This window comes from Vibrio sp. 10N.286.52.F8, assembly GCF_041468745.1.
In the GTDB taxonomy this organism is placed as follows: Bacteria; Pseudomonadota; Gammaproteobacteria; order Enterobacterales; family Vibrionaceae; genus Vibrio; species Vibrio crassostreae_C.
This window is the reverse complement of sequence record NZ_JBFRJF010000036.1, coordinates 42,068-56,172: the sequence shown is the minus strand read 5'-3', so window position 1 is coordinate 56,172 and position 14,105 is coordinate 42,068. Positions and strand designations below refer to the sequence as shown.

10 protein-coding genes and 1 pseudogene are annotated in these 14,105 nt (G+C 44.3%); 6 read left to right on the top strand and 5 right to left on the bottom strand.

What is annotated here, in order from left to right; genetic code table 11:
* Nucleotides 1–12: 12 nt before the first annotated feature.
* Nucleotides 13–1,329: an aspartate aminotransferase family protein gene (locus AB4133_RS17195; RefSeq protein ID WP_017066353.1), complete on the bottom strand. Its 1,317-nt coding sequence runs from the start codon at nucleotides 1,327–1,329 to the stop codon at nucleotides 13–15.
* A 362-nt stretch (nucleotides 1,330–1,691) separates the two neighbouring features.
* On the opposite strand from AB4133_RS17195, the gene AB4133_RS17190 reads away from it, so the two are divergent.
* Together AB4133_RS17190 and AB4133_RS17185 are read left to right on the top strand one after the other, a co-directional pair.
* Nucleotides 1,692–2,387 (top strand): sulfite exporter TauE/SafE family protein, encoded by a 696-nt coding sequence (locus tag AB4133_RS17190; RefSeq protein WP_017066352.1) that lies wholly within the window; start codon nucleotides 1,692–1,694, stop codon nucleotides 2,385–2,387.
* Nucleotides 2,388–2,399: 12 nt separating this feature from the next.
* Nucleotides 2,400–3,152, top strand: coding sequence for an SDR family NAD(P)-dependent oxidoreductase (locus AB4133_RS17185; RefSeq protein ID WP_017061222.1), 753 nt, complete (start codon nucleotides 2,400–2,402; stop codon nucleotides 3,150–3,152).
* 151 nt (nucleotides 3,153–3,303) lie between these two features.
* On the opposite strand, the gene AB4133_RS17180 is transcribed toward AB4133_RS17185, so the two are convergent.
* On the bottom strand, nucleotides 3,304–5,736 hold the full coding sequence (locus tag AB4133_RS17180) for a response regulator (RefSeq protein WP_136974559.1): 2,433 nt from the start codon (nucleotides 5,734–5,736) through the stop codon (nucleotides 3,304–3,306).
* An 88-nt stretch (nucleotides 5,737–5,824) separates the two neighbouring features.
* Between AB4133_RS17180 and AB4133_RS17175 the strand changes: the two genes are divergently transcribed.
* On the top strand, nucleotides 5,825–6,583 hold the full coding sequence (locus AB4133_RS17175; protein WP_019823349.1) for an ABC transporter substrate-binding protein: 759 nt from the start codon (nucleotides 5,825–5,827) through the stop codon (nucleotides 6,581–6,583).
* Nucleotides 6,584–6,705: 122 nt separating this feature from the next.
* Here the strand turns inward: AB4133_RS17175 and AB4133_RS17170 are convergent, their stop codons facing one another.
* Nucleotides 6,706–7,215: an NADAR family protein gene (locus tag AB4133_RS17170; RefSeq protein ID WP_372225115.1), complete on the bottom strand. Its 510-nt coding sequence runs from the start codon at nucleotides 7,213–7,215 to the stop codon at nucleotides 6,706–6,708.
* A 264-nt stretch (nucleotides 7,216–7,479) separates the two neighbouring features.
* Nucleotides 7,480–7,674: a hypothetical protein gene (locus tag AB4133_RS17165; protein WP_017061218.1), complete on the bottom strand. Its 195-nt coding sequence runs from the start codon at nucleotides 7,672–7,674 to the stop codon at nucleotides 7,480–7,482.
* Between the two features lie 287 nt (nucleotides 7,675–7,961).
* Between AB4133_RS17165 and AB4133_RS17160 the strand changes: the two are divergent.
* Both AB4133_RS17160 and AB4133_RS17155 read left to right on the top strand, forming a co-directional pair.
* Nucleotides 7,962–8,747 (top strand): annotated as a pseudogene (locus tag AB4133_RS17160) (ABC transporter ATP-binding protein); the annotation flags it as partial.
* Complete coding sequence (locus AB4133_RS17155; protein ID WP_102320933.1) at nucleotides 8,744–9,262, top strand: transcriptional regulator; 519 nt, start codon at nucleotides 8,744–8,746, stop codon at nucleotides 9,260–9,262. The pseudogene AB4133_RS17160 and the gene AB4133_RS17155, both read left to right, overlap by 4 nt.
* Before the next feature lie 380 nt (nucleotides 9,263–9,642).
* Here the strand turns inward: AB4133_RS17155 and AB4133_RS17150 are convergent, their stop codons facing one another.
* Complete coding sequence (locus AB4133_RS17150; protein WP_017071247.1) at nucleotides 9,643–11,622, bottom strand: replication initiator protein RctB domain-containing protein; 1,980 nt, start codon at nucleotides 11,620–11,622, stop codon at nucleotides 9,643–9,645.
* A 1,260-nt stretch (nucleotides 11,623–12,882) separates the two neighbouring features.
* Here AB4133_RS17150 and AB4133_RS17145 point away from each other — a divergent pair.
* The gene (locus AB4133_RS17145) at nucleotides 12,883–14,100 is read left to right on the top strand and encodes a ParA family protein (protein ID WP_081229176.1); all 1,218 of its coding nucleotides are present in this window, start codon (nucleotides 12,883–12,885) and stop codon (nucleotides 14,098–14,100) included.
* Nucleotides 14,101–14,105 lie beyond the last annotated feature (5 nt).

The following is a 14,105-nucleotide window of genomic DNA, read 5'->3' as shown; positions in this document are numbered from 1 at the left end:
CTTATTGGAGACTTAAGAAGCGAGTTCAAACAACACTTCATCAATGATCTTAACGCCTTTCTTTATATCGCTTGGCTGAATAACCAAAGGTGGCGCAACGTGAATGCGGTTATTCACAATGAAGGTCAACAGGCCTCGCTTGGTCAATTGCGCTTTCAATTGCCCCATTTTTTCATTGCTTAAAGGTGTTTTACTTTCACGATCTTCCACCAGCTCAACCGCCCAGAACATCCCTTTACCGCGCACATCACCAATCATAGGGTGCAACTCTTGAAGGCTCAGTAGGAGCGGCCCTAGAACGCTGTTACCGACGTTATCAGCATGTGTGACAATGCCCTCTTGCTCCATCACATCGAGCGTTGCAACGATAGAAGCCATCGCCAAAGGGTGACCAGAGTACGTTAAGCCGCCCATAAAGAAGTTTGACTTAAAGTGCTCAACGATCGGTTCGCTGACCACCACGCCACCAGCCGGCACATAACCCGAGTTCACCCCTTTCGCGAAAGTAATCAGATCTGGCACGACATTAAAGTGCTCAAACGCAAACCACTTACCCGTGCGACCAAAGCCGACCATGACTTCATCGAATATCAACTGAATGCCATGTTTGGTTGCCAGCTCACGCACGCCGATAAGGTAATCTTTGGGCGGAATGAGAAAACCAGCCGTTCCCGGAATCGTCTCTAGGATAATCGCCGCAATCGCCGTTGGTCCTTCGCATTCAATCACTCGCTCTAAATGCTGCAGGGCACGCTCACTCTCTTCTGCCTCAGTCGCCGCGTTGAATTCGCTTCGATAGAGAAATGGATTGAAGAAGTGAACGTGCCCACGGCTATACTCGTTTGGAATTCGACGAAAATCCCCCGTCGCAGCAATAGCAGTACCTGTATTGCCATGGTAAGAACGGTAAGCAGATAGCACCTTGTCGCGCCCTGTGAATTGTCGCGCCATGCGAATCGCATTTTCGTTGGCATCTGCCCCTGCATTGGTAAAGAACACCTTCTTAAACGAGCTTGGCGCTTTCGACAAGATACGCTTAGCCGCCAAACCACGAGTGAGGTTGGCGGTCGCAGGGGCAACGGTCACTAATGAATCAGCCTGATCTTTAATCGCTTTGATCACTTGTGGATGCTGATGACCAATGTTGGTGTTAACCAGTTGGCTACTAAAATCAAGGTATTCTTTACCTTCGTAGTCCCACATTTTGCATCCTTGCCCACCCGCAATGGCGATAGGCTCCGCTGCTTCTTGAATAGACCAAGAATGAAATACGCTCTTGTCGAGGTCGATAATATCTTGGTTCACAAGCTGTTCTGTTGATACTTCCATTTCATCGTCTCCATTAACAACACTAGATTCACAGCCGCTCGTGCTTGGCTCGCCTTCGATAATGAAAGACACAAAACACGACATTGAAAAGGCTGCGCTATCGGATGGAATAATCTTCATCCCAAACAGGGCGGAGGTCATAGTGTCAGTTTCAACAAAACATTGGGCCAGTACATCAGCCCAAGTCTCATCCCCGATCCAACAAACTGCCTGACCCAATCCAATCGTCGATCTGGCTCTATTCAAAACTCTTAGGTGTGAATAGATTGAAAGGCAGACGAGACAGGTCTCATCGAACGCTAATTAACGCAGCAGCAATATCAAAAGCAAAGAGGTGAGCAAGAGTGGAATTAGGATTAGCGATGACATTGATTCTGTTTGCAGGAGTAGTTCGAGGCTATTCAGGATTTGGGTTTGCGATTATCGTAGCGCTTTCCCTCAGCTTTATTGTTCCACCATTGCAAGCGGTAACCATCGCTATCTTGTTGGACTTTTTAAGTGCCTTTCCTCTGCTCAAGCGAAGTAAAACCACCATCAATATCCGGCTTATTGCGCCGCTGTGTATTGGCATGTTGGTTGCGGTGCCTTTCTCGCTGTATTTCATTAGCACGATATCGGAATCAGGCTTGAAGGCCTTTATCGCGATGATGTCTTTGGTCGCTAGCACGCTGATTATTTTGGACTTACGCCTCACTTGGTTGCACCAACGACACGCGTTTTGGGCGGGAGCCATTTCGGGGTTTAGCATGACCACCGCTTCTTCAGGAGGTCCGCCATTAGTGACGTATTTGATGAACCTGACCATTAAAACCAGTGAACAGAGAGCCACCGCGATTGTGTTTTTTCTGCTGAGTTCAGCGATTTCACTGATCGGCTTCATATGGATTGGCGCATTTAACCAAGAATCGTTCATCACAGGTTTATGGCTATTACCGGCAGCTTTGATTGGCAATGTACTGGGGCAAAAACTGTATCTATCAGTACCGAACTTGTCTGCAAAAACAACGACCGCGCCGATTTTGATCGGCATGGCACTACTTATGTTAATTTCAAATTAGAAGGATGTATTTATGGATAAGATAGCGTTCATTACAGGGGCAACCTCTGGTTTCGGCAAAGCGGCAGCAAAACGTTTCGCAGAAGATAACTGGTCGTTAGTGCTGTCTGGTCGTCGAATCGAAAGGCTACTCGACCTAAAGGAAGAATTAACGGTGCCTGTGCATGTAATTCAACTCGACGTTCGAGACGCAGACGCCGTAAAACAAGCCATTGATTCATTACCCGCTGAATTTTCATCGATTACCGCATTGGTCAATAATGCTGGGTTAGCTTTGGCACCAGAAGGCGCGCCTGATGTGGACTTGAAAGACTGGCACACTATGATCGATACCAATGTCACAGGCTTGGTTAATGTTACTCATGCGCTGTTGCCTACGTTAATTAAAAAAGGCGCAGGAAGCTCAATCATCAATGTTGGGTCAATCGCCGGACAGTGGCCTTACCCAGGAAGCCATGTGTATGGTGCCAGCAAAGCGTTCGTAAAGCAGTTCAGTTACAACCTACGTTGTGACTTACAAGGCACAGGGGTACGAGTGACTGACCTCTCCCCTGGTATTGCAGAAACGGAATTTACTCTTGTAAGAACTAAAGGTAACCAGACGGCTTCAGACAACCTTTACCAAGGCACTACACCGTTGTCAGCAGAGGATATTGCCGAGCAGATGTTTTATATCGCAACCTTGCCAGATCACATCAACATTAACCGAGTCGAAGTGATGCCGACACGTCAAGCATGGTCTGCGTTCGCAATCGATAGAGATTAAGTTCAAACCGACACATACAAAAAAGGTGGTCTTTTCAGGCCACCTTTATCATTTCTTTCACACGATACTTCAAATATAACCAACGGCATAAAAGACTATGTCTAATTCGCCTCATTACTCTTTTAATGAAAGTAAGATTAGAGATACTCAACTAAACAATTTGCTGCTCATGTTCTTTGTTTGATTCCGTCTCTTTCGACAAGAAACTCGCTACGATCTCTCTCAGTTTGCCTTGGTTAACCGGTTTAGGTAAAAACTCATCCATGCCTACATCGAAGCACAAATGCTTGTCTCGCTGCACGACGTTGGCCGTCAGCGCAATGATTGGAATATGCTTTGCAGCCCCTTCTTCGAGCGCTCGGATCTGCTTGGTCGCTTCGAAGCCATCGAGAACCGGCATCTGACAATCCATAAAAATCATCTCGTATTCGTTGACTTTGAATTTCTCGACACCAATTTCACCGTTGTCGGCAATATCAACCTCAAAGCCAAGCTTCTTGAGCATCATCTTGGCGACTTGTTGGTTTACTCGCGAGTCTTCAACAACTAAAACTGTACCACTAAATTCTCCGGCAACTGCGACAGGTTTTGACTCTGCTTGAATTGGAGCTTGTTTATCGGCTGGTGTGGCGTTTACAGAGACAATGGGAGCATCTTTAACAACCGCTGCAGGTTTACTTAACGGCACAGGTTCATTGTCTTTAAACGCAACCTCTCCTCTGTTCGGATAGGTAAAGACTGAAGTATCAGCCGCTCTCGCGAGTACCTCACTGATGGTCCATTTAAGCTGATTATCTTGGTAAGGACGCGCAATGTAGGCAACAAAACCGACTTGTTTAGCACGAGCTTCATCTTGCTTTCTAGGGTCAGCAGAGATCATCACTAACTTGGGACACTCGCTACCAAAGCGTTCAACTAAGCTTCTCGCCAGTTGAAAGCCATCAACGGACGGCATTACTTTGTCTATCAGAACGAGATCATAAGGTGATGACTGAGCCACAGACTCTGAAACCAACTCTAACGCTTGGTTTGCCGTTTCACAGCACTCAGACTTAACGCCAAAGGATTGAAGCTGTGTAGACGTTATACGCATGTTCAGCTGGCTATCATCCACAAGCAGAACCGAAACCTTATTGAAATCGATATTGCTTTCATCGGCTTCTAAACACGGGTCAAAGTCAGCCGTAAAATAGAAGGTACTGCCTTTACCTTCAACACTGGTGAGTTCAAGCTTGCTGCCCATCAATGTCACTATCTTCTCGCATATTGTTAGACCAAGCCCTGTGCCTCCATAAATACGTGTGGTACTGCCGTCGGCTTGTTGAAACTTATCGAACACCGATTTCTGTTTGTCTTCTGCAATACCGATACCGCTGTCGACAACCTCGAACCTCACTCTGAGTTTTTGCTCAGGCTCAACCACCTCTTCCAAACGAAGCGAGAGCGTGACGTGGCCATGCTCGGTAAATTTAATCGCGTTACCTACTAAGTTATTTAGGACTTGTCTTAGTTGTGTGCCGTCGCCAATCACCATGGTTGGGATCTTAGGGTCGATCGCTAATTGGAATCGAAGCCCTTTCTGTTCGGCTTTCACTCGAAAGGTTGATTCAACGTCGGCCGCAATGCCCATCATTTTCATCGGCTCTTGCTGAAGCTCTAGTCGCCCCGCTTCGATCTTCGAGTAATCGAGAATGTCGTTGATTAAGTCGAGCAACGTAAGCGAAGAGGTGTTGAGCATGTTGATGTACTCTTTTTGCTCTTTCGGCATATCCATTTCAGAGAGCAAAGACGACAACCCGATAATCCCATTCATTGGTGTACGGATTTCGTGACTCATATTGGCAAGAAATTCACTTTTATTGCGGTTGGCCACCTCAGCAACGTCTTTGGCTTTTTCCAGCTCTTGATATTGTTGACGAATACGTTCTACCGATCGGTTATAGCTACTCTCTAGAGTCGATATCTCATCTTTGTAAGTAGAGTGAGTTGGCGTTATAAAGCGCGGTTTGTTGTCTTCGACCTGTTGTTGGTTGATTTGGGAAGACATAGTCATCAAACGTTTTACGACAAGACGATAGACGATGGTTAAACATACGAGAGACAACAAGAAGATTTTAACGGCTTCGAAGGCGAGCAACAATAACACTCGTTCTTCAAAGTCATCTAGGATCATGCTCAAGTCTGATTGCACCGTGAGCGTCGCCAACGGGAAGTCTGTGCCGCCCATCTGGTGCACCATTTCCCAAGACTGAGAATAAGATTGGCCTTCGGTCTTTTGACCTAACTCTAGAATTTTTTCATCGGGACTTTCGATAAGAAGGTAACTGACCGAAGGGAGGCGAGAGATGCCTTCGGCTTGCACAAACAATTGCTCTCGATCTTCAACCCACAAACTTGCCGTTAAACCAGAAAGGTAGCCAGCCTTGACCTGCTCGATCTGAGAGCTGATAAAAGAAACTCGACTTTGGTACTCTACATACAACCCGAGACCTGTCACTATAACTGTGAATAAGGTACTGATCGCTATTATCATCCCGATCAACTGTCGGGAGAGTCCAACGTAGCGTTTTCCTTTTGTCACCATACACAAATTACCATTATTGTTATCCTAGCAAACTACAATTACTCAACTAGTATAATAGTAGTCATTCATCAAATAACTAGGGAAGGTTATGAAAAAACATCTTATCGTTGCATCCATAGTCAGTTTGTTTTCAAGCAGTTATGCTTCTGCAAGCGAACCTCTTCACTACTACATTATTGCGAGCCAAGCGCAACCTTTTCAAATCGAAACTGACGGGTCATCTCACAGAGGAATTGTTTCAGATATTGTGGAAGCCGTGTTTGATGACAGCCAATATGAGATCAACTACCACACCTACCCTTTTAATCGAATGATCGACAAGCTCGATGCGAGAGAGAATCCAAACTGGGTTACCTATGGCAGCCCTAGTTGGGGGAATATTCAATCTGCGAACCTATCTGAAGACCCGATTTACAATGTAAAACACGTATTACTCAGCAGCGGTAAAAAGCCATTTGAGTTCAATACAATCGATGATCTCGATGGGAAAGCCGTAGTATTGCTGAAAGGATTTGAGTATCCGAACTTGGAACCTTATATCCAACAGGGCAAGCTCAACGAGATTCGAGTAAAAGATTACACTGCTGCGTTTCGTGTCCTGAACCGAGCACCTGGCGACACCGTGTTTGTGGAAATGGAATCACGAATCAAATACAACCTAAACGAACAAAAACTGAGTATTGATGATTACCAGATGCAAGAGTTTGGTTCTGTCATCAATAACTACCCTATCCATTTGGCGTTTGACCCTGAGATGGATCCTAAGCTGCAAAGCTTCATCAACCAACGCCTAGACCAAATGAAAGACGATGGACAGCTTGACGACATCGTACAGAGTTACTTATAGCACCAGCGTAACGTAGAACTTATCAACGGATAGCTTAGTCACGTACGTTAACTCTCGTTGATGCCTGACTCTCTAAAACCGAAAAGGCCGCCCTGCTTCATACTAGATAGCAGGGCGGCCTTTTAAATGCGTCTAAGGAGTAATGATAAGCATGCCGCTATCTGAATCGACGAATCAGTGCGAAGCTGGTGACGCACTGCCATCAGAATCTTACCCAAATGGTTCTCGCCGGTTCCATCGCCGCCATCGCCCCAGAAGTGGTCTTTGTGCGAATGTTCTTTGATCACCGAATCTCCGGTCTTGGTAAGAAACAGCGCAAACTGTGGATTCTGTCTGAACTTCTCGGTGACGATGAACTGCATCACTTCAACACGAATGTCATACCAATCTTCGCGAACTTGGTCTTCGTAGTCACGACTTAAAGAGAACGCTTCAGCAGGTGTACTGGCTTCCAAAATGGTATTACGTAGCGCTTCGGAGGCAAACTTCATCGCTTGATAATAATGTTCGCTGGTTGCCCAAACTTGATCACCTACCTTGATAGGACAAGCGGCAAAATTTGACAGGTATCCGTTCGGATCTTCGGGTTCGTAAAACAGCACTTCTTTAGCTTGAGCCACAGAATTAGACATAGCCTTCTCCTTACCAACGACATCGCATATTTTTGCTTTAACTTTAAAATTAGTGGCGTTGAATATGACTGTCAAACAACTTAGCTCAAGAGTATGCCATGTGCGTGTTTTTCATCTGAAAAGCGTAATATCAAAAGGGTTAGGCTAAACAGAACAGTGAGCCAAAGAATCAAGGAGTTGATTAAATCTGGATAGGAAACATGAAAAAACACTTATAAATCAAAGGGTGGCGTTGTGCCACCCTTCTAAATGCAATGGGGATTATTAGTGAATAAGACCTAGCTCCCTCGCTTCTTCCAGACTCAAACCGCTTTCTCTAATTTCTCTTAGAGTCTCGATACGACGACGAGCTTCAGCAGACTTCATTTTCTTTTCTGGTTTGAAAGATACTTCTTCTTCAGCATCCCACTTGTTTGCAATATTTGTCATTTCATCATGGTTGATAGAATTAATGGACATGTTTTCCTCCGAAAAGCACCATGTAATGGACAGGTAATCTGTAGCAAATGCTTTTTCGCTTGTTAAGAAATTCTGTACTGAAGTGTGATGATTCCGACGCTTCACAAAGCTAATTAATAAATGCCTCATTTAAACTTTGCCAAAGCCATTTTCTGCAATTATATTTAAAAGATTCCCCATAAGAAATGTGGTTTGATCCAACTCTCATTTTCCCCTCTTTCAATGCAATCAAATCCGTTAGCTTTCACATAGGCTAAGGCGAAATTTTCGGCTTAGCCGGAGAATAAGGCTGCGGGAAAAGCACCTGCGCACGATTGATGACCAAGGTTTACCCTGCGACAGAGGGAGAGATACTGTTCAAAGGCAGAGACATCTCTACTCTGAAAAGCCGTAAAGATATCTTGGATTATCGCAGCCGTGTGCAAATGGTTTTTCAAGACCCCTTTGGTTCACTCAATCCCACTCACACTATTGATCACCATTTAACGCGCCCACTTAAGATCCATAAACAGGTAGTCACTAAACAGGCTCTCACAGAGCGCCTCAAAGAGTTATTAACGCTGGTGGAGTTACCCATCGAAACGCTAGCCAAATACCCGCACGAGCTCAGTGGGGGACAAAGACAGAGGGTTAACCTAGCCAGAGCACTGGCCGTTGGCGCTGAGGTTATTCTTGCTGACGAACCCACCTCGATGTTGGACGTTTCGATTCGACTTGGCGTGTTGAACTTGATGCAAAAAATGAAGAAAGAGTTAGGCATAGGCTTTTTGTACATAACCCACGACCTTGCCACGGCACATTACATCGCTGAAGAGACGGCGGTGATGTACAAAGGGCAGATCGTCGAGTGGGGATCAACCCAGTCGATCTTGACCAATCCACAACACCCGTACACTAAGTTGTTGATCTCTGCGGTACCAGATCCCGATCTGCCATTTGGCGAACTCGTCAAAAATGAGCCAAACTATTCAATAGACGCTGATCGTATTCGAGAGCAGAGCAGTGAAATACAGCATGAAATCAAACAAGTTTCTGATAATCACTTTGTAAAACAGTGGGATAACGTTGCATGAATGAACTAGACACTTGGTTAGAGCGGATCGGAGATTGGTACAAAGACCGAAAGCATGATCAAGTGGACCGGTTAGAACCTTTGATCTTAACGCCTCCAGATGCGCTCTGGGGGCCATTGATCACGGATGAGCAGAGCAAAGGCATCGCATGTTGGCTAGACGGATGCCTGAGAATCTTTACTTTCTATCGCCACCTCGCGGATTCATCGAATCCGGACTTGGCTTCGCAGGAGGCCAACAGCTCAAGCCATCAAGATAAAGCCTACCAATACCTAATGTTTGCCTACAGTAAGCTGCAAGCGGTGTCATGTGACCCAAAATCAGAAGCAGGATTGCAAGAGTGGTGTACACAGCGGCTACAACACTTGTGTGTATTGGCTTTGGAGTTTACGAACCAACAGCAAGAACCACGTTGGAAAGCAGAGTCTGAAAAATTGATCGAGTCGCATGTACGCTTTATGGCAACCCATCCCCGAAACGATGATCAAGGCATTATTCAACGCCATCTCCACTGATCAAGCCCTTCTCGATCAAGCATCAAATCAGAATCTCACCAGAGCTAGATCCGTAGAAAGCATGATCGAGCCTTGATCATGCTTCGGCGTTTAACTCTGTAAGCTATTGAATTTTAATGATTGACTGAATTTTAGGCAAAAAAAAGCGAGTCCCTTGGGAACTCGCAAAAATCTATTCAGTATGATGTAACAAAATATGAGCCAATCTATTAATCATAAGAAAGGACAAAGGTTGTCTATTCGGGATAAATAATAATCAACTAGATGCGCTACTTTGTCATCACTTTGTCAGCGTTAGGTGCGATTTTAATCAGCACCTAATGTGTTCAAAACTATCCATTCAGCGGCGGTAAAACAGGCTTATCGCGATAGGATAATGACTAGTGGCCAATCGCCATTTCATCGAGCGCAAGGAACACATTTTCGTCTAAATGACCTTCATGAACTTGTTTACACACTTTACGACGCACCGCTAAACCAGAGATCAAACGTTCAATGGACAGATGTCGATTGCTGGTGCTATCTCGGTCGTTATATAGCTCAATCAAGCGACTCAGTGTTTCGTATGGGATAACGTCCTCCCCTACTCTCAACCAATCAAGCTTCTCAATGAGCTCTGAGCACTCTTCTTTGATTGAGGCATGTGAGTGCCCCGTCATAGCAGATAAAGCCGTTATGCTGCGTTCTAGAGCCTCTGCAGAGGTATATTTAGAGAGAGTAATCATGATCTCGTCAGCGTTGATCTCAACAGAGTGTTTACGCTGCTTAACTCGACGTCCCAATTTGCCTCTTGGCGACGGTGCTTTACGCTGAATGGGTTCAAACTCACCATCGATAATCTCAGACAGCTCTTCCAGTTTCTGCTTAGACACCATTTCGTTACGAAGTGGGTTCGGCAGCGTTGGTGCCATATTACGCTTACCTGCGTTAGTGGTACGCGCTCTTGAGTAACGTAATACTTCTTCCACATTACATTTGATATCTACCTGATAATCGGTCGTTTTCCCTTTTTCGATCAACGCGGTGATCGTCAAGTGATAACCCCATAGATTAACCAGGAAGGTATCTTCTTGATCCCCGACTTCACCCAATTTTCTGAGCTCGCGGATCAGATCCATCGAGAAACGACGCCAATCGATGTTACGCGCCAATTTCTGGTTGAGCTCACTGAGCAACATGCTATCTGAATGGCGACGTGCCATGCGGCTTCTAAAGTACGAATACATTTGGAAGACCAAGGTATGTTGCTTCAGGATTTCTGGCGGAAATAGGAAGAAATAGTCACGCGTCAGCAGCTCTTCGTAGAACGAAGGCTCCCAAACCAGGATGTATAGGTTCGGTTTAATGCGAATTTCGCCGTCAGAGCCTTCTGTAGGCGCTTCTTCCGATGCGGTAATGGTTCTAGCTAAGAATCGGAAACGATCACTCTTAAAGCCTTCTGGCATGTTCTCACTAAGCCAACGGCCTGTAAGCTCGTGCAGTTGGAAATCCGTGAATTCGATACGATCAATACTGTCGCGGATAGAATCACGTGCAGGGCCGCTGTCTTTCTTGCCACGTAAAGACAAAATATCAGTGATGTAGAGTGGTGTTTTGTTTGGCGTGTGTTTCGCGTCTAGATGGTAATCATCTTGGTGATGATCATGATATTGAACGGTGAGAGTGAATAACGCGAATAGCGTCATCAGATCGTCAACGGTCATGATATTTTTAGAAGATCGTGTCTCGATCACAGCGCGAGTGCCAGAGATCGAAACCATGGATTTCTGGTAGCTCTTACGAGTTCTAGGTGGCGCTAACGCTTGATCAATAATCCCCGCCCAATTGGTTGGCGAAACAATGAATTGATCCGCTTCATCTTTCATCGTTGGTGGGGTATTCAACCCATGTTCATTCAGTAAGCGCTTGTTTACTTTGGTTTGAGCTAGGGCTTTAGAGCGCTTTTGCTTTTCATTTTGCTTCACGCTTTCTGTCACTAAGCTGGTGGCACCCAGCACCGATATCAATTGGTTTGGGTTCACAAAGCGATGCAACATGGTTTTACCAGCAAGGCCTTCTTCAAAGCGAACGGGGATTTGTTTGAACAATCCGATATTAACTGCAGCTCTCAGCCTTTGCTGTAAGGCTGCGCGAGTGACTTGACCATCGGTTGATTCAATAATCTCAGTGGTGGAAACGTACCCGTCTTTACTGCTAAACCCACGAAGTGAAATTAGGTTAAGAAGCTCAACTATGCTTTTGGTGACACCTTTGAAGTGTTGATATTGTTCTATCCATTCAACGGCTGTTTCAGATACCTCAAATAAATGACCATCTTTGTGGCTTCGTGCCTTAATTAACAATTTCTCTTCTGGTTTCATTTTTGATCCGTATCACACTAACCGTAATTTCACTATAGTTCCTGAATGATAAAGAAAGAATGATCATAAATAAAGAGAATTTATTGGCTTTTAAATAACTGATCTTTTTGATTAATATGATCTTAAATGATTAAGTGATCTAATGATCTGGACGTAACTTTGCTTATAAGTGGCTGAATCTAAAGCATTAAAATAAACCGCCTTGGAAAGCATGATCATAAAGGTTCCGAAACTATGATCATTAAACTTAAGAAAGCATGATCACAGAACATCAGAACGATGATCATTAAGTCATTGTAAGCATGATCATTATTGGTTCGAAAGCATGATCATTATACTTATACAGCTTATCCACAGATCGGAATTCAACATCGGTTTCTAAGTCGCTTTTGACTTGTCTAAGTGGACACTTGTGGTGGCCAATCTATCGGAACAATGATCAAGAGAGCATACTTTTTTATCGTTCCTACCCTATTGAGTGCAAAATTTAGTCTCTATCCGCTGGAAATGGATTGCTTTGATGTATTTAGAGCGGGTGGGTCTTAACTAGGAAGCATGATCATGAAATTGTCATGTTTGTGTATTCTTGGTCTGTGTCGATTGAATTTTCAATCATTGAGCCCTTATAGGCGTTGAATCCCCATTCCAAAAGCATTTGTCCGTAACTTAGTTCATAAATTACATGCTTCCGGAACTATGTTTACTTGATCATTTTTCCGGAGGTTGATCATTTTCAATGTGCAGTTGCTCGGATCAATATTGCTCAGTTTACGCCTTGATCATGCTTCATAATTTGGCGTTATCAATTATCTTACACTGGATGTGCTCCATGATCATTCTTCCGGTTAGGTTCCAATCCTCTGTTGTTTTTTGACACCCCATCTTCTCTTCTGTTTTGAATTTTTTGGTCATTGAGTGTTTTTTAATTTTTATTGGATTGAAAATCTACAAATTCGAATGCAAATCACATCAACCGTAATCTACGGTTGTATTTCAATCGTTCCGAAGGTTTTTCGTTGAAATTCCATTTACATTGTAAATAAGTGATGCTGTAACATTTAAAATGTAGACTAGAAATAGCATGGTTATACATGATAGAAACAGTCATTTTTGTGTTTGTCTAAGGCGATGTTTCATCAAATTGTAAAAACGCGGTCTATTTTATGTGATTTTACTCATAAATGTATGTTCATGTTTTTGTTGTGTTTGTTGTTAATCGCTGTACAATTTGTACTTAGTTAATCATTACGGAAACTGGCAATGAAAAGAGAACAAACGATTGATAAGCTCTATCAGCTAGCCGAACAAACTCAACAAGTTCAGGCTGACCGAATTGAGATTATTTTGGAAGAGCGAAGTGATGAACATTTCCCTCCAATGTCTAAAGCTATGATGGAGACTCGTTCTGGTTTAACGCGTCGTAAGCTCGATGAAGCGATCACTAAACTTGAAGCTGATGGCCATCAGTTCACAAAGAACAACGCTAATCATTACTCGATTTCATTGACAGAAGCTCACATGTTGATGGACGCGGCAGAAGTGCCGAAGTTCCATGAACGTAAGCAGCACGCTGACAATAAGCCATGGATTATCAACGTACAAAACCAGAAGGGTGGTACGGGTAAATCAATGACAGCAGTTCACTTAGCCGCTTGTTTGTCTCTGAATTTGGATAAGCGCTACCGTATCTGTCTGATTGACTTGGACCCACAGGGCTCTTTGCGTCTGTTCCTAAATCCACAAATTAGTGGGGCAGAGCACGACAGCATCTATTCTGCTGTCGATATCATGTTGGACAACGTGCCTGAAGACCAAGACGTCGATCTAGAGTTTCTTCGTAAGAACGTACTATTGCCAACTCAGTATCCAAATCTGAAGACAATTTCTGCTTTCCCAGAAGATGCGATGTTTAACGCTGAAGCGTGGCAAAGCCTTTCACAAGATCAGTCACTTGATATTGTTCGTCTGTTAAAAGAGAAGCTTATCGACAAAATCGCCGATGACTTCGATGTGATTATGATTGATACCGGCCCGCACGTTGACCCTCTAGTATGGAATGCAATGTACGCGTCGAACGCACTTCTGATTCCATGTGCAGCTAAGCGTTTGGATTGGGCTTCAACGGTTAACTTCTTCCAGCACTTACCAACGGTTTACGAAATGTTCCCGGATGACTGGAAAGGGCTCGAATTTGTTCGTCTAATGCCAACCATGTTTGAAGACGACAACAAGAAACAGGTGTCAGTTTTGACTGAAATGAACTACCTGTTGAATGACCAAGTAATGATGGCAACCATTCCAAGAAGCCGTGCTTTTGAAACCTGTGCCGACACTTACAGCACGGTTTTCGATCTAACGGTGAGCGACTTTGAGGGCGGTAAGAAAACTCTAGCTGTTGCTCAAGACGCAGTACAAAAAAGTGCTCTAGAATTAGAGCGCGTATTACATAGCAACTGGCCTTCACTTAATCAGGGATAACAACA